Here is a 21,266-nt window from a genome sequence, read left to right as displayed (position 1 = left end):
CACTCTTCGGTGCTGTAACTTGTGGGAAACGCGACCCGCACACCAGCGAAACCACCCGCTGCGACGCTCTGGGCACCGCGGGCGGCAGGCCCCTATCACCGGAGGTTCCGAATGCGTTCTCTCACACGTCGTAGGTCGAGCGCTCTTGCTCTCGCCCTCGCAACGACGCTCGTCGTCGCAGGTTGTAGTCAGAAAGAGGCCGGCGACACAGGAGACGACTCCACCGGGAGCAGCGTCGACGCGAGCGACCTGACCATCGTCCCCGCGGTGCAGATCGACGCGACCGGCGCTGAGGTCGAGGCCGGCGAGGCGATGGATCCTGCCGACCCCGCAGGCGACGGGTCCGCCGCCTGTGGCGAGGTGTCGATCGCCATGGCCGGTGCGCTCACCGGACCGAACGCCGCGCTCGGTCAGAACATTCTTTACGGCGCACAGGTCGCGCTCGACAAGCACAACGAGGCAAATGCTGACTGCCAGGTCGAGCTGAAGCCTTTCGACACGGAAGGTGACCCGCAGAAGGCCACCCAGGTCGCACCGCAGATCGTCGGCGACGCGAGCATCCTCGGTCTTCTCGGCCCCGCGTTCTCCGGCGAGACGAATGCCACCGGATCGATCTTCAACCAGGCCGGCCTTCTCACGCTCACCGCCTCGGCCACCAACCCAGATCTCACGACCAACGGCTGGGACACGTTCTTCCGCGGTCTCGCCAACGACGCGATCCAGGGCCCAGCGGTCGCGAAGTACCTCGTCGACACCCTCGGCTACGAAAAGGTCTGCGTCGTCGCCGACAACTCTGACTACGGCATCGGCCTCGCGGAGCAGATCAACGCCGGCCTCGGAGACGCAGCAGACTCCTCCTGCGCCGCCGACGTCAAGACCGGTGACAAGGACTTCGCAGCCACCGTCCAGATCATCAACGGTGCCGAGGCGGACGCCGTCTTCTACGCCGGCTACTACGCCGAGGCAGCCCCGTTCGTGCAGCAGCTGCGCGACGGTGGCGTCGAGATCCCGTTCGTCTCCGCCGACGGCGTGAACGACCCGCAGTTCGTCTCCCAGGCAGGTTCCTCCTCCGAGGGCGCAGTCCTCTCCTGCCCGTGCGGCCCGGCTCCTGAAGAGTTCGCCGCCGAGTACGAGGAGAGCGCAGGCCAGGCGGCAGGCGTGTACTCCACCGAGGGCTACGACCTCATGACGATCATGCTCAAGGGCATCGACTCCGGGGTCACCGACCGCGCCGGGCTCGTCGACTTCGTCAGCAGCTACGACGGCACGGGCCTCGCCCGCAGCTACAAGTGGGACGCGACCGGCGAGCTCGAGTCCGCGCTCATCTGGATGTACAAGGTCGAGTAGCTCAGCTCCGGTACGACACGTCCATCAGCCGGAGAAGGAGAACAACAACATGTCAGGTGGGCTCATCCACGCCATGGTGGTCGCCGAACCCCTCATCGGGTTCGACACCGCCGCGCTAGCCAAGAACTTCTGGGCCTTGACCGTGGATGGGCTCACCTACGGTTCCGTGTACGCGCTGGTCGCTGTCGGCTACACCCTCGTGTACGGAGTCCTGCGGCTCATCAACTTCGCACACTCCGAAGTCTTCATGATCGGCATGATCGGGCAGTACGCCGTGCTCATGATGCTCGGGTTCGGCCCGAGCGGGAACGCCTACGACCTCGGAATCGCGATGACCGTGGTCTATCTCGTCCTCGCGCTCGCCGGGGGCATGGCGATCTCTGGTGGTGTCGCGGTCGGCCTCGAGCGGGTGGCCTACCGCCCGCTCCGCAAGCGGGGCGCCCAGCCCCTCGTCTTCCTCATCACCGCCATCGGGGCGTCCTTCGTCCTCCAGGAGTTCGTGCACTTCGTGCTCCCTCGGCTCACCGGCGACACCCTCGGGGGCGTCAACGCCCAGCAGCCCATCCGGCTCGTGGTCCCCGAGACGCAGTTCACGCTCTTCACCGCGAACGTCACCAACGTGTCGATCATCATCATCGTCTCGGCACTCGTGCTGGCGCTCGCGACCGACCTGTTCATCAACAAGACGAAGTTCGGCCGCGGCATCCGCGCGGTGGCCCAAGACCCCGTGACCGCCACCCTCATGGGTGTCTCGCGGGAGCGGATCATCGTCCTGACGTTCCTCATCGGCGGGCTGCTCGCTGGTGCTGCAGCGCTGCTCTACACGCTGCGCGTCCCGAACGGGATCATCTACTCGGGAGGCTTCATCCTCGGCATCAAGGCGTTCTGCGCCGCGGTGCTCGGAGGGATCGGCAACCTGCGTGGAGCTCTGCTCGGCGGGCTGCTCCTCGGCATCATCGAGAACTACGGCCAGGTGCTCTTCGGCACCGAGTGGCGCGACGTGGTCGCCTTCGGGCTCCTCGTCCTCGTTCTCATGGTCCGGCCCACCGGGATCCTCGGCGAGTCCCTGGGGAGGGCACGAGCATGAGCGAGACTCCTGTGACGTCGCCGTCGCCGGCCCCGGTGAGCACGAAGGCGTCGGTGGCGAACCGGCCGCACGGCGGCCTCGGTGACGCGATGCGGCTCTGGTGGGACGCCCTCCCACGACCGACCCAGTGGGTCGTGGGCTTCCCGCTGGTCGTCTTCATCGCGCTGCTGCCCGTCCTCAACCTCCCGGTCCTCACCACGGTCGGCACCAACTTCGGTGCCGTCATGGCCCAGTTCGGCATGTACGCCCTCATCGCGATCGGTCTCAACGTCGTGGTGGGCCAGGCGGGGCTCCTCGACCTCGGGTACGTCGGCTTCTACGCCGTGGGTGCCTACACCGTCGCCATCCTCACGAGCCCGTCGAGCCCGTGGAACCAGACCGGGGACGGCGGATGGCTCTCGCGCGACTGGGCGTGGCTCGCCGCCCTGCCGATCGCGGTCGCGATCACCGCGCTCTCCGGACTCCTCCTCGGGTCGCCGACGCTGCGTCTGCGCGGTGACTACCTCGCCATCGTCACACTTGGCTTCGGCGAGATCGTCCGGCTCCTCGCCGACAACCTCGACGACGTCACGGGCGGCGGTCGTGGGCTGTCTCAGGTGGCGTACCCCCGCATCGGCATCAGCGAGGACAACACGAACGGTGTGTTCTCCGCCGGTGCCTCCTCGGGGACGCTCAACTCCGGGGTCTGGTGGTACTGGCTGAGCATCGTCCTCATCCTCGGGACCCTCGTCTTCGTAGGGAACCTCGAGCGGTCCCGGGTCGGACGCTCGTGGGTCGCGATCCGGGAGGACGAGGACGCTGCGGAGATCATGGGCGTCCCCACCTTCCGCTTCAAGCTCTGGGCGTTCGTCATCGGGGCCTCGATCGGTGGTGCGTCCGGAGCCCTCTACGCGGGCCAGGTGCAGTTCGTGAACCCGACGAACTTCAACGTCATCAACTCCGTGCTGTTCCTCTGCGCCGTCGTCCTCGGTGGGCAGGGGAACAAGCTTGGCGTCATCCTCGGAGCCTTCCTCATCGTGTACCTGCCGAACTTCTTCCTCGGGCGCACCGAGCTCTTCGGCATCCCGATCAACGGGACGGAGATCGCGGAGTTCCGCTACCTGTTCTTCGGCCTCGCGCTCACCGTCCTCATGGTCTTCCGACCGCAGGGACTCATACCCGTGCGCCAAAAGCTCCTCACCTACGGGCGCGAGCTCTACGTCACAGCACGCCGCACCGTACGGAAGGACGCCGCATGAGCAGCCACGACCCGGGCGGGATCGGCGCCGGCGCTGAGCACGGCGAGCCGTTCCGGGCGACCGAGACGAGCTTCGACAAGCAACCGCGCGAAGCCGAGATGCCTGGCGGAGGGGTCGACGAGCCGGTGTCCGTCGACGTCGCCGACGTCCACCCGAGCCTGGCCGACCCGACGGTCGTCGCACAGATGGTCGCCGCGAAGCGGGACGTGCGCGCGCAGGTCGGCGAGCCGCTGCTGCAGATGCAGGACGTCACCTTGAAGTTCGGTGGTCTGACCGCGCTCGACTCGGTGACGTTCGACATCCGACGCGGCGAGATCCTCGGCCTCATCGGTCCGAACGGAGCCGGCAAGACGACGTGCTTCAACGCGCTCACCGGCGTGTACCGGCCGACCTCCGGCGAGGTGCTCTTCGACGGAGCGTCTCTGGGCAAGCGCAAGCGGCACCAGATCACCCAGATGGGTATCGCCCGCACGTTCCAGAACATCCGGCTCTTCAACGAGATGACGGCCCTCGAGAACGTCGTCGTCGGCACGGACGCACGGCACCGGACCTCGGTCCCGGGAGCACTCTTCCGGAGCCGCCGCCACCGCCACGAAGAGCGCGAGGGCATGGACCGCGCGATGGCGCTGCTCGAGTTCGTGGGCGTCGGGGGGCGGGCCACCGACAAGGCACGCAACCTCTCGTACGGTGACCAGCGGCGGCTCGAGATCGCTCGTGCCCTCGCGACGGAGCCCAAGCTCTTGTGCCTGGACGAGCCCGCGGCCGGCTTCAACCCGGCGGAGAAGGAGTCCCTCATGGACCTCATCCGCCAGATCCGCGACGACGGCTACACCGTCCTGCTCATCGAGCACGACATGCGGCTCGTGCGTGGCGTGACCGACAGGATCGTCGTCCTGGAGTTCGGTCGCGTGATCGCCGACGGCACGCCCGAGCAGGTCACCACCGACCCGGCCGTGATCGCCGCCTACCTAGGGGTTCCCGACGATGCCATTGCTTGAGATCACCGACATGACGGTCGCCTACGGGCGCATCGAAGCCCTCCACAGCGTCTCGCTGACGGTCGACGAGGGCGAGCTCGTCACGCTCATCGGCGCCAACGGGGCGGGCAAGACGACGACCATGCGGGCCATCTCGGGTGTGCACCCGCTCGCGGGCGGCTCGATCGTCTTCGACGGCCGGGACGTCACGAAGATGAAGCCCCACCTGAGGGTCCACGAGGGCATCATCCAGGCCCCCGAGGGACGCGGGGTCTTCGCCGGCATGACGGTCATGGAGAACCTCGAGATGGGGTGCTTCGCCCGGACCTTCAAGACGAAGGCCGAGCACGACGAGACCCTCGAGCGCGTCTTCACGTTCTTCCCACGGCTCGCCGAGCGTCGGACGCAGGTCGGCGGGACCATGTCCGGCGGCGAGCAGCAGATGCTCGCGATCGGACGTGCGCTCATGGCCCGCCCGCGGCTCCTCCTCCTCGACGAGCCGTCGATGGGTCTCGCGCCGATGATCATCCAGCAGATCTTCCGGATCATCTCGGAGATCAACAAGCAGGGCACCACCGTGCTGCTCGTCGAGCAGAACGCTCAGCAGGCGCTGTCGCGCTCCGACCGCGCCTACGTGCTCGAGACCGGCTCAGTCGTGCGCAGCGGGCCCGGCAAGGAGCTGCTCGCCGACCCCGCGATCAAGGACGCCTACCTCGGCGTCGCCTGAGACCAGAGCAAGAGGTCAGTGACCCCGCGCGATCCACTCCTGCAGGTGGGGAGCCTCGGCGTCGACGGTCGTCGACGGTCCGTGGCCCGGGTTGACGCGCGTCCCGTCCGGGAGCGTGAGGAGCCGTGTGCGGATGGACACGATGATCGTCGGGAAGTCGCTGAAGCTGCGCCCGGTGGCACCCGGCCCGCCGGCGAAGAGCGTGTCTCCGCTGAACACCGCCGCGAGGTCGGGGGAGAACAGGCTCACCGACCCGGGGGAGTGGCCGGGGGTGTGCAGGACGTACAGGTCGCTGCCTGCGACGGTGAGGATCTGGCGGTCGACGAGGTCCTTCGTCGGGACGTCATTACCGTGGGTCATCTCCCACAGCTCGCGGTCGGCGGGGTGGAGCCAGATCGACGTGTCGAGCCGCTCCGCGAGCTCCGGAGCGAACCGGACGTGGTCGTCGTGCGCGTGCGTCGCGACGATGCCGACGACGCGCCGACCAGCCACCGCCTCGACGATCGCGTCCACGTCGTGCGGTGCGTCGACGACGAGCACCTCCTCGTCGTCACCGACCAGCCACACGTTGTTCTCGACGTCGAACGTGTGGCCGTCGAGCGAGAACGTCCCCGAGGTCGTCAGGTGCTCTGCGCGGACGCTCGGCACGACGGCCGGTTCAGGTTCGTGGTTCTCGTGCGTGCTCATAGGACGACCACCGATCGTAGGACGTTGCCGGATTGCATGGTGCTGAACGCCGACTCGACGTCAGCAAGTCCGATGCGCTCCGACACGAAGGCGTCGAGAGGCAGTCGGCCCTGGGTGTACATCTCCAGGAGTGCAGGGAAGTCACGCTCGGGCAGGCAGTCGCCGTACCAGGAGGACTTCAGCGCGCCGCCGCGACCGAACACGTCCGCGAGCGGGATGTCGAGCGTCATCTCCGGCGTCGGGACGCCCACGAGGACGACCGTGCCAGCGAGGTCGCGGCCGTAGAAGGCCTGCTTCCACGTCTCGGGTCGCCCGACAGCATCGATGACGACGTCTGCACCGAACCCGTCGGTGAGCGCAGCGATCGCCGCGACGACACCGTCGTGGTCGAGACCGCTCGAGTTGATCGTGTGCGTCGCACCGACGGCGCGTGCCCATTCGAGCTTGCGGTCGTCGAGGTCGATCGCGATGACGCGTCGGGCACCGGCGAGCTCCGCGCCGGCGACAGCCGCGCACCCCACGCCGCCGCAGCCGATGACCGCGACCGTGTCGCCGCGACGCACCGGCGCCGTGTTCACGGCCGCGCCGATCCCGGCCATGACACCACAACCGAGGAGGCCGGCGACCGCCGGGTCGACTCCCGGGTCGACCTTCGTCGCCTGACCCGCGGCGACGATCGTCTTCTCGGCGAACGCGCCGATCCCGAGCGCCGCGGTGAGCGGTGTGCCGTCCGTGAGCGTCATCGGCTGCGTGGCGTTGTGCGTCGCGAAGCAGTACTGCGGGCTGCCGCGGCGGCACGCCCGGCACTGCCCGCACACGGCACGCCAGTTGAGGACGACGGTGTCGCCCACGGCGACGTGCGTCACGTCAGCACCGATCGCTGCGACCGTCCCGGCCGCCTCGTGCCCCAAGAGGAACGGGAAGTCGTCGGTGACCGCGCCCTCGCGGTAGTGCAGATCGGTGTGGCACACACCGCACGCGGCAATGTCCACGACGACCTCGCCAGGGCCGGGGTCGGGAACGATGATCTGCACGTTCGAGACGGGCTCGCCGGGCGCGAGCGCGACGACGGCGTTGACGGTCCAGGGCATGGATCTCCTCAGTCGACGAACTTCTGTCACCAGGCTACGTCGAAACCGTGAGAGGGGTGCAAGCGCACCCCTCTCACGGTGCCCGGGGACCGTGTCTACCGAGCGCTACGTCAGAGCAGACCTCACCCGAACGTGAACGTGAACGCCTGGACGCCCGGCGGGAGCTCGAGGTCGATGATGCCTGTCGTGGCCTCCTCGCCCTCAAGGACCGGGTAGAGGGTGGGGTTTCCGGTCACGTCGATCTCACGGACCTGCGTGGTCCCGTCGGCCGTGCGCACCGTCGCGGTCACCGTGCCCTCTCCGCCCAGGACGGCGAAGACGTCCGTGCCGCTGTAGGCGAGCTGGATGCGGGCATCGTCCGAGACGGCGGTCGCGCCCTGGAAGTCGATCTCCCACGTGCCGTCCAGCGAGAAGGTGCTCGCCGGCTGGTCGGGGTTCGCGGTGAAGACGCCCTCGCCCGCGGCGTACTTGGCCGAGCCGGAGTAGTTGACGATCTTGTTCACCGAGAAGTACGTCTCCGGGGTCGTCTCCGCCTGCGGGGTCGAGTCGATGACGGTCGTCGGCTCGGGCAGGGGCACACCGGGGTTCGCTGCGGTGAGGAGCTCGCGGACGAGCTTCTCGGTGTTCTCGTAGCCGCCCTCGCCGAAGCGGATGTGGCGGACGGTCCCGTCGGCGTCGACGAGGTACTGGGCGGGCCAGTAGCGGTTGCGGTACGCCGTCCACGTCGAATAGCTGTTGTCCTGTGCGACGGGGTAGGTCACGCCCAGGTCAGCGACGCCGGCGACGACGTTGCGGGTCTCGCGCTCGAACGCGAACTCCGGGGTGTGCACCCCGATGACCTCGAAGCCGTTGCCGACGTCCTTGTACGTGTCGTACCAGGCGTTCACGTGGGGGATGGCTCGCTGGCAGTTGATGCAGGAGTACGTCCAGAAGTCGATGAGCACGACCTTGCCGTCGTCGCTCAGCTGGTCGAGGACGAGCGGCTCGCCGCCGTCCGTGTTGAGCCAGGTGTCGATACCGGACAGCGCCGGGGCGGTGCCACAGCTCTCGAGCTCGTCGCCACCGTTGGAGCAGTTGGACAGCTCACGGTTCTCGTCGGTGACGATGCCACCGAGGTCGAGAGCCTCGCGCACGGTGTCAGAGGCGTCGACCTGCTCCTGGAGCGCTCCGGTGTAGTCGGGGAGCGCACGCTGGAGATAGGCAGGAAGGTTGAAGGCCAGCGCGACCGACAGGACGATCATGACGACGCCTCCGGTGATCCGGATGCCCCGCGTGTGCTTCTGGAACGCACCGACCCGCTCGGCGACACGGCGACCGGCGAGAGCGAAGACGAGGAGCGGGATGGCCGCGCCGATCGCGAAGGAGACGGTCAGCGCCACCGTCCCAGGTCCGATGTTCCCGGTCGCACCCGCGACGGTGATCGCGGCGAGCACCGGGCCCGCGCACGGGACGTAGAGGACACCGAGGCCCAGACCGAGGACGAAGGCGCCGCGGTCCTTGTTACGTGCGCCACGACGTGCGCCGATCGCGGCGATCCGCTGGAACGGCTTCTCGATGATCTCTTCGAGCCGAGGGACGATCATGCCGACACCGATGATGGCCAGCAGCACCAGGCCCACCCAGCGCAGCAGGTCCTGGGGGAGTCCGAGCGCACCAAGGAGGAGCGACCCGAGCAGCGTGAAGAAGCTGAAGCTCACCACGAGGCCGGTGATGACCAGGTACGGGCGCGAGGAGCGAGACCACCGGGAGGGGGGCCGCGGCGCGGGGGACGCACCAGCGGTGCTGCGAGCGGTCGGACGGCTCGCAGGCTTCGGCCGGGTGTCGACCGCGACCTTGCCCTTGGCATCGACCTGGACTGCGGCGGGGAGGCCTGCGAACAGCGCTGAGGTCGGGGGCGTGGGAGCAGGGACGGTCTCCGTGCTCTCAGCAGAGTCGGCTGACGCGTCGTCGGCCGGGCGCGGCTCGCCGCGCGGACGAGCGCCCTCGACCCCGCCTGCGAAGAAGATCACCGGAAGCATCGGGAGGATGCACGGTGAGATGCCGGTGATGAGGCCACCGATGAGCCCGATGAGAATGAGGGTTTCCATGCTGCAGGTTCGTCACCGGGGCACCCACGGATGGGTGCACGGTCGGGCGGTCTTGTCAGGAGCGGCTGACGACGACGTACCGCTCGTCGCTGACGGGGGCGCCCCAATACCTCGCGTCGTCTAGGACGGTGACGTCTGCCTCGGCGCGGTATCGGCGGACGAGACCGCAGACACGGGCCGCCGACAACCCTGCGCCCGTCGACCAGCGTCCCTCAATGAGGACCAGGCGGCCGTGCGGCGCGAGCAGCTCGATCCAGCGCGCCAGTGCTGCGTCGGGGTCGTCCATCGCCCAGAGGACATGGCGAGTGAGGACCACGTCGAACGACCCGGGGTGCCACGGTGGCGCTGCGGCGTCACCGCCGCGGACGTCCGGCTCGTAGCCGGCGCGGGCGACCTTCGTCGTGGCCAGCGCCACCATCGCCGGCGAGATGTCGAGGCCGGACACCCGGTGGCCGGCGTCGGAGAGCAGCAGGCTCAACGTCCCGGTCCCGCACCCGATGTCAGCGATGCGCGCCGGGGCCGGGGGCATGAGCGGCAGCAGGAGGTCCGCCCATGCCGTACGGACGGCCGCGTCGCGCAGCCCATGATCAGGTTGGTCGTCAAAGCTGGCGGCCTCGGCGTCCCACTGCTCGGCTGTCGTCATGGGCTCATAGTGCCCGGAGCCGCTGACAGCGCAGGCCACGAACCGAGTTCCTGGAGGTCGGGAAAAATTCTTTTCCGTCCGGACCCATCCGCTCGACGTGCGGCTCCGAACCTCGGTGTGAGACGCCCCGCACGACGTGGGGCACCACGCAGAGGAGAGTCCCATGAACGTTCGCAACCGCGCCTCGTACGTCGTCACGTCCGCCGCCATGCTGGCCCTGTTCGGGCTGTCGGCCTGCAGCAGCGACACGGCGACCGAGACCCCGGCAGCCGAGAGCATGTCGGACGACGCGGCCATGACCGAGGACCCGATGACGGAACCGACCGACGACGCCATGATGGCGGACCCGGCCGCCAACCTCGTCGGCCCGGAGTGCGCCGCGTACGCCACCGCCGTGCCCGACGGTGCTGGTTCGATCACCGGCATGTCGACCGACCCCGTCGCCGTCGCAGCCTCGAACAACCCGATCCTCACCACCCTCACGGCAGCCGTGAGCGGTGGGCTCAACCCCGACGTCGACCTCGTCGACACCCTCAACGGCGACGAGTTCACGGTGTTCGCCCCCGTCGACGACGCCTTCGCGAAGATCGATGCAGCGACCATCGAGGGCCTCAAGACGGACGCCGACACCCTCTCGTCGATCCTCACGTACCACGTGGTCCCCGGTCAGCTCACGCCCGACCAGGTCGCCGGAGAGCTCACCACCGTCGAGGGCGACACCGTGACCGTCACCGGGTCCGGCGACGACCTCATGGTCAACGACGCCAAGGTCATCTGTGGTGGCGTCGTCACCGCCAACGCGACCGTCTACCTCATCGACTCGGTGCTCATGCCCACGATGTGACGCAGACAGCCCGGTCACAGGCCCGTCCCCATCAGGGGAGCGGGCCTGTGCCGCGTCCGGGTCGTCCAGGCGTGTCACCGAGGCCCCTACAGTGGGCGGGTGACTTCGCTCCCCGAGACACCCGTCCTCGCCCCGACGCGCCCCGAGACCGTCGACGCCGGTGGGCGCGCGCTCGACGTGCTGCGCACCGTCTTCGGGTACGACGCGTTCCGCGGCGACCAGGCCGAGATCATCGAGACGGTCGTCGCCGGCGGGGACGCCCTCGTGCTCATGCCGACCGGCGGCGGCAAGTCGCTCTGCTATCAGGTGCCCTCGCTGGTGCGTCAGGGCGTGGGCGTCGTCGTCTCGCCGCTCATCGCGCTCATGCAGGACCAGGTCGACGCGCTGTCCGCGCTCGGCGTGCGTGCGGGCTTCCTCAACTCCACCCAGGACTACACGGAGCGCCGCCGTGTCGAGGACGCGTTCGTCTCCGGCACGCTCGACCTGCTCTATCTCGCGCCCGAACGCCTGCGCGTCCCCGAGACCCTCGCGCTCCTCGACCGGGGCACGGTCGCCTTGTTCGCTATCGACGAGGCGCACTGCGTCTCCCAGTGGGGGCACGACTTCCGGCCCGACTACCTCCAGCTGTCCGTCCTGCACGAGCGGTGGCCGGACGTCCCCCGCATCGCTCTCACCGCGACAGCGACCGAGACGACGCACACCGAGATCGCCCGACGCCTGCAGCTCACCGACGCCCGACACTTCGTCGCGAGCTTCGACCGCCCGAACATCCGGTACCGGATCGCGGCGAAGAACAGCCCCCGCACGCAGCTCGTCGACCTCCTGCGCTCCGAGCACCCCGGGGACGCCGGCATCGTCTACTGCTTGTCCCGCAAGTCTGTCGAGCAGACCGCCGAGCACCTCGTGGCGCAGGGCATCCCCGCGCTGCCATACCACGCAGGCCTCGACTCCCGCGTCCGGGCCGCCAACCAGTCGCGGTTCCTGCGCGAGGACGGCCTCGTCATGGTCGCGACCATCGCCTTCGGGATGGGCATCGACAAGCCGGACGTCCGGTTCGTCGTCCACCTCGACCTGCCCAAGTCCGTCGAGGGCTACTACCAGGAGACCGGGCGCGCCGGGCGCGACGGGCTCCCTGCCACCGCATGGCTCGCCTACGGGCTCCAGGACGTGGTCCAGCAACGGCGCATGATCGACACCTCCGACGGCGACGCCGCCCACCGCCGCACCCTCTCCGCACACCTCGACGCGATGCTCAGCCTCTGCGAGACGGTCGAGTGCCGCCGGGTGCAGCTCCTCGCCTACTTCGGTCAAGCGAGCACACCCTGTGGCAACTGCGACACCTGCCTCGCGCCACCCGAGACCTGGGACGGGACGGTCGCCGCACAAAAGCTTCTCTCCACGGTCGTCCGGCTCGAGCGCGAACGTGGCCAGCGATACGGCGCAGGGCACCTCGTCGACATCCTGCTCGGCAAGGAGACGCCCCGTGTCACCCAGCTCGGTCACACGTCCCTGAGCACGTTCGGCATCGGGGCCGACCTCTCCGACGGTGAGTGGCGGGCCGTCGTGCGCCAGCTCCTCGCCCGCGGGCTCCTCGGCGTCGACGGCGACGGCTTCGGAACCCTCGCGCTCACCGAGGCGAGCGCGGAGGTCTTGTCCGGGAACAGGCCAGTGCTGCTCCGGCGCGAAGCACCGAGAGCCCCCCGCAGTCGGAACGCACGCGGATCTGGCACCGGAAAGGTCCGGGCAGCGGCAGCCGACCTCGACGAGACCGCCGCATCAGCCTTCGAGAAGCTCCGCGCCTGGCGCGGCGCGACAGCCAAGGAACAAGGCGTCCCCGCGTACGTCGTCTTTCACGACGCGACCCTGCGCGACATCGCCGTCCTCCGACCCACCACCCTCGACAGCCTCTCGACCGTCGGCGGCGTCGGCGCTGCCAAGCTCGAGAAGTTCGGGCCAGGGGTCCTCGAGACGCTCGGCCACACGCCAGGCTGAACGCCAGACGGGCAACCCACCGGTCGGTGCTCGGCGCCCGCGAGCGAGCAGCACACGCCCCCTGAGCGTGCGGGACGAGACCACAGGCAGCACACTGAGCGCGTGCGCACCGTAGGAGTCGAGGAAGAGTACCTGCTCGTCGGGCCCAGAGGGCAGCCGATGGCACTCGCCCGAGCGCTGCTCGACGCCGCCGGTACCCACGACGAGACGGACCACGGCTCCGCAGACGACGACGGCCCCGGAGGCGACCTCGAAGCCGAGCTCACCCTCCAGCAGATCGAGACGTGCACACACCCGTGCACCGACCTCACCGACCTCACCACCCAGATCCGCGACGGGCGCCGCCGCGCCCAGCAGGCAGCAGACCGGGTCGACGCACGCGTCGTCGCCCTGGCCACATCGCCCCTGCACGTCGTCGCCGAACCCACCCCTGCGCCGCGCTACCTCGAGATCAACCGACAGTTCGGCCTCACCGCCCGTGAGCAGCTCACCTGCGGGTGCCACGTGCACGTCGGCGTCGAGGACGACACCGAAGGCGTCGCCGTCCTCGACCGGATCGGCCCCTGGCTCTCCCCGCTCCTCGCCCTCAGCGGAAACTCGCCCTACTGGCAAGCCGAAGACAGCGGCTACGCCAGCTACCGCTCCCAGGTGTGGAACAGGTGGCCGACCGCAGGCCCCGTCGCCGCCTTCGGGTCCGCCGACGCCTACCACTCCACCGTCCGAGGGCTCGTCGACACCGGCGCGATCCTCGACACCGGGATGGTCTACTTCGACGCCCGCCTCTCCGCGAGCTACCCGACCGTCGAGGTCCGTGTCGCCGACGTCTGCCTCCGGCCCGACGACGCCGCACTCCTCGCCGCCCTCGTCCGCGGCCTCGTCGAGACCGCCGCACGACAGGCCGCCGACGGGGACGCCACACCCCAGGTCCGCGTCGAACAGCTCCGCGCAGCCAGCTGGCGGGCCGCACGCTCCGGGCTCCGAGAAGACCTCGTCAGCCCCTCGACCTTCCGCCCCCAGCCCGCGCGCACCGTCGTCGCCGAGCTCGTCGACCACGTCTCGGCCGCGCTCGCGGACTCCGGGGACCTCGACCTCGTCCACCAGATGCTCGAGCGTGTCTGGACCCGGGGGAACGGCGCCGACGCCCAACGAGCCTGGTACGCCGAGGGCCGGGACCTCGAAGGCGTCGTCGCCCGAGCGGTCGAGGCGACGCACGCATGAACCTCACCGCACCGCCCCGCTCCGGGCCCTCACGTGGATCCATGATCCTTGTCGAGGAGGTCGCGCTCCTGCTCGTCCACGAGATCTCTGGGCGGGCGGTCGTCGACCCGAGCAGGATCAACCTCGCGCTCGCGGGGGCGGTCTTGCTGGATCTCGTGGCATCAGGCCAGGTCGAGGTCGCAGGCCCTGGGGAGCAGGTGAAGGCGGGGCGGCTCGTCGTCCGTGATCCCCGTCCGACAGGCGAGCCTCTGCTCGACGAGGCGCTGCGCCGGATCGGGGCGGTCACGCCACGGACTCCCGAGAACATGCTCCTGGAGCTGCACAAAGGTCTGCGGGAGGAAGTGCTCGCACGGCTCGTCGCTCGGGGCCTGCTGCGGTCCGAGGAGAAGCGGATCCTGCGTATCTTCCGGATCCGATCCTGGCCGTCGACCGGTTCGGCGGAGGAGAAGACTCTGCGGACGGCGCTCTATGACGTCCTGGTGATCGGGCGGAGCGCAACGACGCACGAGGCAGCGATCGTCAGCATGCTGCACGCTGTCGATCGGGTCCCGACGGTGCTCGGAGCCGTCGGCGTGAACGCGAGGGAGCTGCGTCGCCGAGCGAAGGTCGTCGGCGACGGCGGTGTTGCAGACCAGGCTGTCCGGCGCGCGATCGACGCAGTGAACGCCGCCATGATGGTCGTGCTCACCGCCGCCACCGTCCCGAGCCCCTCGTGACGGCGCACGCCTCGCCCCGGCACGCCTCACCGCTGCGCGCTCGCCTGCGTGCCATGCCGGTCTTCTCCGAGGATGTGCCTGCGTTCGACGTGACCGGTGCTCCCGCAGACCCGGTTGAGCTCTTCGTCGCCTGGCTCGATGCTGCGGTGCAGGCAGGGCAGCTGGCCCCGCACGCCCCGGTCCTCTCGACGAGCGACGCGTCCCAGGACGTGAGCGCACGGACGATCGCACTCAAGGACGTCGACTCGTCCGGCTGGTGGTTCGCCACGCACGCGACCAGCCCGAAGGGGCGGGCGCTGGCCGAGAACGCTTCGGCGGCGCTGACGTTCTTCTGGCCCGTCGTCGGTCGGCAGGTCCGTGTGACCGGGCGCGTGGAGATCCTCGGCCGTGACGAGGTCGAGCTCGACTTCCTCGCCCGCAGGCCTGCAGCCCGGGCCGCGACGCTCGTCGGGCACCAGAGCGAGCCGTTGTCCTCCACCGTCGACCACGCACGTGCGCTCGCGACGGCGCGTGCGCGCATCGATGAGGATCCCGGCCTCGTCGACCCGGAGTGGGCGGTCTACGTGCTCGTCGCGGACCGGGTCGAGTTCTGGAGCGCGTCGCACGACCGCGCGCACACCCGTCTGCTCTACACCCGCAGTGCCCGTGCTCGCGATGCCCGCGAGGACGACCTCTGGACCCAGGAGACCTTGTGGCCGTGACACCTGCGCCGACCCGTGCTGACGCCGAGCCTCCCGAGGCGGTCATCCTCGCCGACGTCGGCGAGCTCGAAGACCTGCTGCTCGAGGCGGTCGCCCGGTTCGACGACGCTGACGTCAGGGCGCCGTCCACGCTGCCGGGATGGTCGCGCGGGCACGTCCTCGCGCACCTGACGAGCCTCGCGACAGCGTTCACGCGACAGGCCGAGCTGGCGTCGCGCGGTGAGCTCGGCGAGGTCTACGACGGTGGCCGGGAGGAGCGTGACGCGGCGATCGAGGCCGCTGCAGGCCGCGACGCTGAGGAACATCTTGCGCACCTCGAGGCCGCGCTCGTCCGCCTCAGCGCGTCATGGCCGGACGACAGCGCGGGGTGGGCCGCACCGGTCACGTTCCGGTCGGGGACGCTGAGCGTGGTCCTCGACGCATGGTGGCGCGAGGTCGCTCTCCACGCGATCGACCTCGAGTGCGGCATCACGGCCGGAGCGTGGAGCCCGGAGGCGTGCGAGAGGCTGTGGGACTTCCTCTCGCAGCGGCTCCCCGAGAGCGCAGCAGACATCGAGCTCGTGGGAGCGCCGCGCGACGTGCTCCTGTGGTTGGCAGGCCGCGAGCCGGTCCACGCACCGACAGCACGCCGGGCAGGCGCCGAGGTGCCGCTGCCGGAGCTCGAACCATGGCCACGTCGACAGCCGAGGACGCCCTCCCGCTAGAGTTTGACGGCGCACCGCCGCGCACACCGTCGACCTTGGAGAACTTCAGTGAGCCTCGCTCAGATCGAACGATTCGCTGTCCGCCAGAAGATCACGCTCATGGTCAACCGGTATGCGATCCACGCGCTGGGGCCTAACGACGAGCTCGGTCCGCTGCTCGCCGTCGCGCAGCAGAAGCGCCTCGCGTTCAAGGAGCAGGTGACGTTTTACTCGGACGACTCGCGTTCCGTCCCGGTGTTCTCGTTCAAGGCGCGCCAAGCGATCGACCTCGCTGCGACGTACGACGTCCTCGACGCCGCAGGCCAGCCGATCGGACTGTTCAAGAAGGACTTCAAGGCCTCTCTCCTGCGGTCGACGTGGTTCCTCGAGGCGGCAGGGGTCGGAGCCCGTGGTCAGGAGCGCAGCGCCGTCATCGCGGTCTTCCGGCGCTTCATCAACTTCCCCTTCACGTTCCACTTCGACTTCCAGGACCCGGCAGGCGCTCCCGTCCTGTCTGTCGAGCGCAAGTTCTCCCTCCGCGACCACTACACGGTTACGGTCCCTGGAGCCCGGCTCGACGGTCGCGTCGCAGCCGCCATGGCCGTGGCTCTGGACGCTCTGCAAGGACGCTGAGGTGACCGTGGTGGTCGTCGGAGGCAGACAGCCGCGCGGCGGGGTGGGCTGACGCATGATCGAGCTGCCGGAGCTCTTGGTCCCTGACCGTGCATCGTGGCGGGCATGGCTCGAGGCGAACGGTTCGGCCGCTCCGGGCGTGTGGCTCGTCCTGCACAAGAAGGGCGGTGCAGTGACGACGCTGACGTATGTGGACGCTGTCGAGGAGGCGCTCTGCTTCGGGTGGATCGACGGTCAGGCCCGCTCGCGGGGGATCGACTCGTCGTTCCAGCGGATGACTCCACGACGGAGCCGCAGCGCATGGTCGGTGGTCAACGTCGGGCGGGTCGAGCGGCTCGAGCGTGACGGCACCATGACGGACGCTGGTCGGGTGCAGATCGAGGCAGCCAAGGCCGACGGGCGATGGGACCGCGCCTACGCAGGTCCGGCGACCATCGAGGTGCCTGCAGACCTGACGGAGGCCCTGGCAGTGTCGCCAGCAGCGCAAGCGTGGTTCGCGGCACTCACCTCCAGCAACAGGTTCGCCATCCTCGTCCGGATCCACGAGGCCCGGCGACCGGAGACACGGGCCCGCCGCATCACGACCTTCGTCGAGCAGCTGGCGCAGGGAGTCACGCCGTACCCGCAGAAGCGCAGGCCGGACGTGGGCGACGCCTAGGTGTTGTGGGTCATGACGTTGGTGACACGCCGGGGGGTGGGCGTGAGGAAGGGGTAGGTCCCGGTCTTGCAGGATGGAAGTACTCCTACATCCGCCTGCTTGAAGGACCTACCCCTCATGACCCACGCTAATGCCCCGTTGACCCCTGCCGGAAGACTGCGCCTGGTGCAGCGCTGCGAGTACCGTCCGATCGCTCACGTCGCGGCCGAGGCGGGCGTCGCCCGCCAGACGGTGACGAAGTGGTTGCGCCGCTACGAAGCCGTCGGGGAGGTCGGTCTGGTCGACCGGTCCAGCGCCCCGCACTCGTCCCCGACCCAGACCCCGCCCGAGGTGGTCGTACGGATCGAGGAACTGCGCCGCACCCACAAGTGGACGGCCCGACAGATTCATCTCGAGCTGGTCCGTGAGGGTCATCAGATCGCGCCGGTGACGGTCGCCCGCTGGTTGCGCCGGTTGGGCATCTCCAGGCGCCGGGACATCGACCCCACCGGCGCCTCCAACCGCGTGATCCGGCGGATCGTGGCACGCTATCCCGGTCACATGGTCCACCTAGACGTCAAGAAGGTGGGGCGCATCCCCGACGGTGGCGGCTGGCGAGCCCACGGGCGCGGATCCGAAGCCGCGAAGGCGGTGGACCGGGCCAAGACGAAAGGCGCCCGCGCCGGCTACGTCTATCTGCACTCGGCGGTCGATGGGTTCTCCCGCCTGGCCTACACCGAGGCCCTGCCCGACGAGAAGGCCGCCACGACGATCGGGTTCTGGGCCCGGGCGAGGATCTTCTTCGCCGCCCATGGCATCGACCGGATCACCCGGGTCGTGACGGACAACGGGTCGAACTACCGCGCGAAGGACTTCACGCGCTCGATCCTGGCTTCTGCGGCCAGGCACCAGCGCATCCGGCCCCACACCCCCAAACACAACGGCAAGGTCGAGCGCTACAACCGGACCCTGGCCGAAGAGCTTCTCTACGCCCGCGAATGGACCTCAGAAGCTCAACGCGCCGCCGCACTCGACGTCTGGAACATCCACTACAACTACCATCGACCCCACACTGCAACCGGAAACCAACCCCCAGCCTCACGCCTCCGAGCAGGTGTCACCAACGTCATGACACAGAACACCTAGGGGGCGTGGGTGATGAGACCGTACGACGGTCGTGCGGTCGACGAGCAGACATCGTGATGGGAGCCGAGTCCTCCTGACGTCTCGATTCGGGATTGTGGACAAGGCTCGCGCACGCTGCAGCCCTCGTTATCCTTGCTGTCGGTTCCACGCTTGGCGGACCCGTTACCAGGGGGAATGCGTATGTCGAAGAAGCCTGTCCAGTCGCAGGTCTGGTCGCACCACGACGCCGCGATCTTGAACACGCGCGACATCGTCGACCGATCGCTGAACGGCACTCTCGACATGCGTCCGCTCAGCCCGGTCACTTTTCGCACCGCGTTCGGCAGCGACGAGAAGATGCTCGCCGTCGGAGGTTTCCAACGCTGCTCGTTCCGGCCCGTCGGTGACGGCTCGTACTCGCAGAGCTCGGGCATGTTCCTGGCGACCGGTCGTGGTGCCCTTGCGGCCACGGCACTGTTCGCCGGTGCTCAGGCGATAGGAAACAGCTCCCGCCGCGCCGCAGCCCGGGCAGATGCGACGGCACGGTGGGCCGTGGACGACGCGGGATCTCTCTTCGTGTCTACCCACGGCTTCTACATGCAGTCCCGCACCGGGTTCTTTCCGTGGCCATGGGAGCCTGTCTCGTCGATGGAGCTCGTCGGCCCACGGACGGTCCACCTGCAAGGGCAAGGGATCGACGGGACTGTCTCGTGGCTCTTGCGGTCGGACTGGGCAGAGCTGCTCCTCGTGCAATGGGCGCTGCACGAGCACCCGTCGCACCCACAGCTCGGCCGATGGATACCGCCGGGGTGGGAGGAGCGGTACGCGGAACAGGTCCTCACCGGCTCCGCCCCGCCGCAGCCGTCCATCCGGACCAGGCTTGCGCGGCTGGCAGGAGCAAAGAGATGACCACCACCCACTACGACCGTGTCGGCGTCTCGCTTACAGCATCGACCGCGGACATCAAGCGCGCCTACCGCAAGCGCGCCAGACATGCGCACCCCGACCATGGAGGATCTGCGACTCAGTTCCGCTTGCTGACGGACGCGTACGAGGTCCTCATCGATGCCGGGCGTCGCGCGGTCTACGACGCCGAGCTCGAGCGGTCGTTTCGGGCTCCCAGGACGCCAGAACCTGAGCGGCAGTCCCCGCCGCGCAGCACACCACCACGCGAACGCGACGTTCCCCCGCAGGCTTCGCAGCCCGTCTCCCCGCTCCCACCGCGAGTCGTGCTCGACGAGCCGAGGCTTCCGGCACGCCGGTCGCGAGCGCTCCGGCGGGCGGAGAGACTCTGCTGGGTCGCTGCGTTCTTCCTCGTCGTCTACGTCGTCGCTGCCTACGTCCTCGTCGTCGACCGACCACCCGCGTCGGAGCCCGCGCCGTCCTACCTTGCGTTCGTGCTCGTCGCCGCGACGCCCCTCCTCATCGGGATCGGGGCTCGACGACGCGCACGCGTCCGCGGTCCTAGCTCGTCCACAGCCGGATGGCAGGTCCTCGGGCTCTTCATGTCAGCCGCAGTGGCAGCGGTCTACGTCCAGACTGCCCGCGCCGGAGACACCGTCGAGATTGAAGCGCGGACCGCGTGGGTGTTTGCCACGAGTGCGGTTCTCGTTCCTGCGCTCCTCATGATCTCGGGAGTCGTCTTGCGACGCGCGCGCGCCCAGGCGCTCGACAGCGTGGTTGCTGAGCACGTGCGCTGGGCGAGAGCGACCGAACGGCGTGCGCACGCCGAAGCCTGGGCTGCGATGACCTCGGCTGCAAGCCGCCCTGACCACACGCTCTGGTGGGTCCTGGAAGCCACCCGTGAGGGCTCCCGAACGCGGGTGCACGTCACGAGCCAGGACCGTACGACAACCAGGACGGGCACCGTCGTGGGGCCGTGCTTCGCTCACATCTGGATCGTCATCGACGAGCGGACAGATGTGATCGCCCGCCGTTGCTCGGACGATCGGCGACAGGCATGGGCAGACGAGCTCGCCACGGCCTCGTCAGCCTGACACTGGCTGTGCATGCGGTCTGTCACGAGGGTTCGAATCCCGAACTGCCTGTCAAACTTGACCAAATGTGACGAAGGCCATAGCGCTCGACATGCGCTCTGGTGTAGAGGCTGTCAGGATCTGGGAGTTGACATTCGACACGTCGTACCACATCGACGCTTAACAAGGAGGTGCCCTCATGGGTGAACTTATCGGTCTCGTCATCTTCGGCGCCATCATCGGCGCCCTCGCTCGTCTCTTCATGAAGGGCGACCAGAACATCGGCGTGCTCTGGACGATCATCCTCGGTGCGCTCGGCGCGCTCGCAGGGTCGTTCCTCGCCGGCCTGCTCGGCGTGGAAGACACCGCAGGCATCGACTGGATCCGCTGGGTCATCTCGATCGTCATGGCGATCGCCTTCATCTCGATCTACCTCGGCATGCGCGGCAAGAACCGCCGCTGACGCAGGATCGCTCAACCCGGCCGGGCTGCTCACACGGCTCGACCGACGCGCGAAGGCCCGTCGCACCTCACGGTGCGGCGGGCCTTCCTGCGTGTCCGGCTCCGGGAGGTCGATGCCTCAGACCGACTCGCTGACCTCAACCTCGTAGTCGTACCCGTCGAGGATCTCGCCAGCGTGCTGCGTCGCCGCTGAGAGTGCCACCTCAGCGTCCGGCGCTTCACCGGGCACGAGGAAGACCATGGCGGCTCCGCTCTGCTCAGGAGGGTTCACGGCGCCGAGCGCGTCGCGCATGCCGTCGATCTCGTCGTTGTCCATCTCGTCGCGGACCGTGATGAGAGCGAGGTAAGAAGCCATGACGCTCATTCAAGCGCACGGGGCTGACACCGGTCGGGAA

The 21,266-nt window shown here is 68.9% G+C and carries 22 protein-coding genes; 17 read left to right on the top strand and 5 right to left on the bottom strand.

Going from position 1 to position 21,266, the window contains the following annotated elements; translation table 11 throughout:
* Window positions 1-111: 111 nt before the first annotated feature.
* The 5 genes from ATL42_RS09750 to ATL42_RS09730 are packed head-to-tail and all read left to right on the top strand — an operon-like array spanning window position 112 to window position 5,376.
* Window positions 112-1,347, top strand: coding sequence for a branched-chain amino acid ABC transporter substrate-binding protein (locus ATL42_RS09750; protein WP_098455172.1), 1,236 nt, complete (start codon window positions 112-114; stop codon window positions 1,345-1,347).
* A gap of 49 nt (window positions 1,348-1,396) precedes the next feature.
* On the top strand, window positions 1,397-2,434 hold the full coding sequence (locus ATL42_RS09745) for a branched-chain amino acid ABC transporter permease (RefSeq protein WP_098455171.1): 1,038 nt from the start codon (window positions 1,397-1,399) through the stop codon (window positions 2,432-2,434).
* Window positions 2,431-3,672 (top strand): branched-chain amino acid ABC transporter permease, encoded by a 1,242-nt coding sequence (locus ATL42_RS09740; protein WP_098455170.1) that lies wholly within the window; start codon window positions 2,431-2,433, stop codon window positions 3,670-3,672. Before ATL42_RS09745 ends, ATL42_RS09740 begins: the two co-directional genes overlap by 4 nt.
* Entirely contained in the window at window positions 3,669-4,670 is a 1,002-nt protein-coding gene (locus tag ATL42_RS09735; protein WP_098455169.1) for an ABC transporter ATP-binding protein, read from the top strand. Before ATL42_RS09740 ends, ATL42_RS09735 begins: the two co-directional genes overlap by 4 nt.
* Window positions 4,657-5,376, top strand: coding sequence for an ABC transporter ATP-binding protein (locus ATL42_RS09730; protein ID WP_098455168.1), 720 nt, complete (start codon window positions 4,657-4,659; stop codon window positions 5,374-5,376). The genes ATL42_RS09735 and ATL42_RS09730 overlap by 14 nt, the downstream gene beginning before the upstream one ends.
* A gap of 15 nt (window positions 5,377-5,391) precedes the next feature.
* Here the strand turns inward: ATL42_RS09730 and ATL42_RS09725 are convergent, their stop codons facing one another.
* The 4 genes from ATL42_RS09725 to ATL42_RS09710 all read right to left on the bottom strand — a co-directional run bounded on the left by ATL42_RS09725 (window position 5,392) and on the right by ATL42_RS09710 (window position 9,884).
* Window positions 5,392-6,063 (bottom strand): MBL fold metallo-hydrolase, encoded by a 672-nt coding sequence (locus ATL42_RS09725; RefSeq protein ID WP_098455167.1) that lies wholly within the window; start codon window positions 6,061-6,063, stop codon window positions 5,392-5,394.
* Complete coding sequence (locus ATL42_RS09720) at window positions 6,060-7,154, bottom strand: S-(hydroxymethyl)mycothiol dehydrogenase (protein WP_098455166.1); 1,095 nt, start codon at window positions 7,152-7,154, stop codon at window positions 6,060-6,062. Before ATL42_RS09720 ends, ATL42_RS09725 begins: the two co-directional genes overlap by 4 nt.
* Window positions 7,155-7,276: 122 nt before the next feature.
* Complete coding sequence (locus ATL42_RS09715; RefSeq protein ID WP_098455165.1) at window positions 7,277-9,241, bottom strand: cytochrome c biogenesis protein DipZ; 1,965 nt, start codon at window positions 9,239-9,241, stop codon at window positions 7,277-7,279.
* A gap of 55 nt (window positions 9,242-9,296) precedes the next feature.
* Window positions 9,297-9,884, bottom strand: coding sequence for a class I SAM-dependent methyltransferase (locus ATL42_RS09710; protein ID WP_098455164.1), 588 nt, complete (start codon window positions 9,882-9,884; stop codon window positions 9,297-9,299).
* 163 nt (window positions 9,885-10,047) lie between these two features.
* Between ATL42_RS09710 and ATL42_RS09705 the strand changes: the two genes are divergently transcribed.
* The 12 genes from ATL42_RS09705 to ATL42_RS09650 all read left to right on the top strand — a co-directional run bounded on the left by ATL42_RS09705 (window position 10,048) and on the right by ATL42_RS09650 (window position 20,872).
* A complete protein-coding gene (locus ATL42_RS09705; protein ID WP_098455163.1) occupies window positions 10,048-10,728 on the top strand; it encodes a fasciclin domain-containing protein in 681 nt (226 codons plus the stop codon).
* A 177-nt stretch (window positions 10,729-10,905) separates the two neighbouring features.
* On the top strand, window positions 10,906-12,720 hold the full coding sequence (gene recQ / locus ATL42_RS09700; RefSeq protein WP_245862747.1) for a DNA helicase RecQ: 1,815 nt from the start codon (window positions 10,906-10,908) through the stop codon (window positions 12,718-12,720).
* A 102-nt stretch (window positions 12,721-12,822) separates the two neighbouring features.
* On the top strand, window positions 12,823-13,938 hold the full coding sequence (locus ATL42_RS09695; RefSeq protein ID WP_098455161.1) for a carboxylate-amine ligase: 1,116 nt from the start codon (window positions 12,823-12,825) through the stop codon (window positions 13,936-13,938).
* Window positions 13,935-14,654: a GOLPH3/VPS74 family protein gene (locus ATL42_RS09690; protein ID WP_098455160.1), complete on the top strand. Its 720-nt coding sequence runs from the start codon at window positions 13,935-13,937 to the stop codon at window positions 14,652-14,654. Before ATL42_RS09695 ends, ATL42_RS09690 begins: the two co-directional genes overlap by 4 nt.
* Window positions 14,655-14,707: 53 nt before the next feature.
* Window positions 14,708-15,355 (top strand): pyridoxine/pyridoxamine 5'-phosphate oxidase, encoded by a 648-nt coding sequence (locus tag ATL42_RS09685; protein WP_098456484.1) that lies wholly within the window; start codon window positions 14,708-14,710, stop codon window positions 15,353-15,355.
* Entirely contained in the window at window positions 15,352-16,059 is a 708-nt protein-coding gene (locus ATL42_RS09680) for a maleylpyruvate isomerase family mycothiol-dependent enzyme (RefSeq protein ID WP_169925380.1), read from the top strand. The genes ATL42_RS09685 and ATL42_RS09680 overlap by 4 nt, the downstream gene beginning before the upstream one ends.
* A 48-nt stretch (window positions 16,060-16,107) precedes the next feature.
* Window positions 16,108-16,671, top strand: a complete 564-nt coding sequence (locus ATL42_RS09675; protein ID WP_211281795.1) for an LURP-one-related family protein — start codon at window positions 16,108-16,110, stop codon at window positions 16,669-16,671.
* 55 nt (window positions 16,672-16,726) lie between these two features.
* The gene (locus ATL42_RS09670) at window positions 16,727-17,329 is read left to right on the top strand and encodes a YdeI/OmpD-associated family protein (RefSeq protein ID WP_098455158.1); all 603 of its coding nucleotides are present in this window, start codon (window positions 16,727-16,729) and stop codon (window positions 17,327-17,329) included.
* 117 nt (window positions 17,330-17,446) lie between these two features.
* Complete coding sequence (locus tag ATL42_RS09665; protein ID WP_098455157.1) at window positions 17,447-18,454, top strand: IS481 family transposase; 1,008 nt, start codon at window positions 17,447-17,449, stop codon at window positions 18,452-18,454.
* A gap of 180 nt (window positions 18,455-18,634) precedes the next feature.
* The gene (locus ATL42_RS09660) at window positions 18,635-19,342 is read left to right on the top strand and encodes a hypothetical protein (protein ID WP_098455156.1); all 708 of its coding nucleotides are present in this window, start codon (window positions 18,635-18,637) and stop codon (window positions 19,340-19,342) included.
* Window positions 19,339-20,430, top strand: coding sequence for a J domain-containing protein (locus tag ATL42_RS09655; RefSeq protein ID WP_098455155.1), 1,092 nt, complete (start codon window positions 19,339-19,341; stop codon window positions 20,428-20,430). Before ATL42_RS09660 ends, ATL42_RS09655 begins: the two co-directional genes overlap by 4 nt.
* Before the next feature lie 178 nt (window positions 20,431-20,608).
* The gene (locus ATL42_RS09650; RefSeq protein ID WP_098455154.1) at window positions 20,609-20,872 is read left to right on the top strand and encodes a GlsB/YeaQ/YmgE family stress response membrane protein; all 264 of its coding nucleotides are present in this window, start codon (window positions 20,609-20,611) and stop codon (window positions 20,870-20,872) included.
* Between the two features lie 117 nt (window positions 20,873-20,989).
* Here ATL42_RS09650 and ATL42_RS09645 read toward each other — a convergent pair whose 3' ends face one another.
* Window positions 20,990-21,226, bottom strand: a complete 237-nt coding sequence (locus ATL42_RS09645; RefSeq protein WP_098455153.1) for a hypothetical protein — start codon at window positions 21,224-21,226, stop codon at window positions 20,990-20,992.
* Between the last annotated feature and the right edge of the window lie 40 nt (window positions 21,227-21,266).

This window comes from Sanguibacter antarcticus, assembly GCF_002564005.1.
In the GTDB taxonomy this organism is placed as follows: domain Bacteria; phylum Actinomycetota; class Actinomycetes; order Actinomycetales; family Cellulomonadaceae; genus Sanguibacter; species Sanguibacter antarcticus.
Note: the sequence above shows the minus strand (reverse complement) of the source record. Positions and strands in the feature narration are given on the sequence as shown.

What these genes read in the sequence shown, in the direction of transcription:
- ATL42_RS09750 (WP_098455172.1), top strand. Translation starts at nt 112, where the DNA reads ATGCGTTCTCTCACACGTCGTAGGTCGAGCGCTCTTGCTCTCGCCCTC.
- ATL42_RS09745 (WP_098455171.1), top strand. Translation starts at nt 1,397, where the DNA reads ATGTCAGGTGGGCTCATCCACGCCATGGTGGTCGCCGAACCCCTCATC.
- ATL42_RS09740 (WP_098455170.1), top strand. Translation starts at nt 2,431, where the DNA reads ATGAGCGAGACTCCTGTGACGTCGCCGTCGCCGGCCCCGGTGAGCACG.
- ATL42_RS09735 (WP_098455169.1), top strand. Translation starts at nt 3,669, where the DNA reads ATGAGCAGCCACGACCCGGGCGGGATCGGCGCCGGCGCTGAGCACGGC.
- ATL42_RS09730 (WP_098455168.1), top strand. Translation starts at nt 4,657, where the DNA reads ATGCCATTGCTTGAGATCACCGACATGACGGTCGCCTACGGGCGCATC.
- ATL42_RS09725 (WP_098455167.1), bottom strand. Translation starts at nt 6,063, where the DNA reads ATGAGCACGCACGAGAACCACGAACCTGAACCGGCCGTCGTGCCGAGC.
- ATL42_RS09720 (WP_098455166.1), bottom strand. Translation starts at nt 7,154, where the DNA reads ATGCCCTGGACCGTCAACGCCGTCGTCGCGCTCGCGCCCGGCGAGCCC.
- ATL42_RS09715 (WP_098455165.1), bottom strand. Translation starts at nt 9,241, where the DNA reads ATGGAAACCCTCATTCTCATCGGGCTCATCGGTGGCCTCATCACCGGC.
- ATL42_RS09710 (WP_098455164.1), bottom strand. Translation starts at nt 9,884, where the DNA reads ATGACGACAGCCGAGCAGTGGGACGCCGAGGCCGCCAGCTTTGACGAC.
- ATL42_RS09705 (WP_098455163.1), top strand. Translation starts at nt 10,048, where the DNA reads ATGAACGTTCGCAACCGCGCCTCGTACGTCGTCACGTCCGCCGCCATG.
- ATL42_RS09690 (WP_098455160.1), top strand. Translation starts at nt 13,935, where the DNA reads ATGAACCTCACCGCACCGCCCCGCTCCGGGCCCTCACGTGGATCCATG.
- ATL42_RS09685 (WP_098456484.1), top strand. Translation starts at nt 14,708, where the DNA reads ATGCCGGTCTTCTCCGAGGATGTGCCTGCGTTCGACGTGACCGGTGCT.
- ATL42_RS09670 (WP_098455158.1), top strand. Translation starts at nt 16,727, where the DNA reads ATGATCGAGCTGCCGGAGCTCTTGGTCCCTGACCGTGCATCGTGGCGG.
- ATL42_RS09665 (WP_098455157.1), top strand. Translation starts at nt 17,447, where the DNA reads ATGACCCACGCTAATGCCCCGTTGACCCCTGCCGGAAGACTGCGCCTG.
- ATL42_RS09660 (WP_098455156.1), top strand. Translation starts at nt 18,635, where the DNA reads ATGTCGAAGAAGCCTGTCCAGTCGCAGGTCTGGTCGCACCACGACGCC.
- ATL42_RS09655 (WP_098455155.1), top strand. Translation starts at nt 19,339, where the DNA reads ATGACCACCACCCACTACGACCGTGTCGGCGTCTCGCTTACAGCATCG.
- ATL42_RS09650 (WP_098455154.1), top strand. Translation starts at nt 20,609, where the DNA reads ATGGGTGAACTTATCGGTCTCGTCATCTTCGGCGCCATCATCGGCGCC.
- ATL42_RS09645 (WP_098455153.1), bottom strand. Translation starts at nt 21,226, where the DNA reads ATGGCTTCTTACCTCGCTCTCATCACGGTCCGCGACGAGATGGACAAC.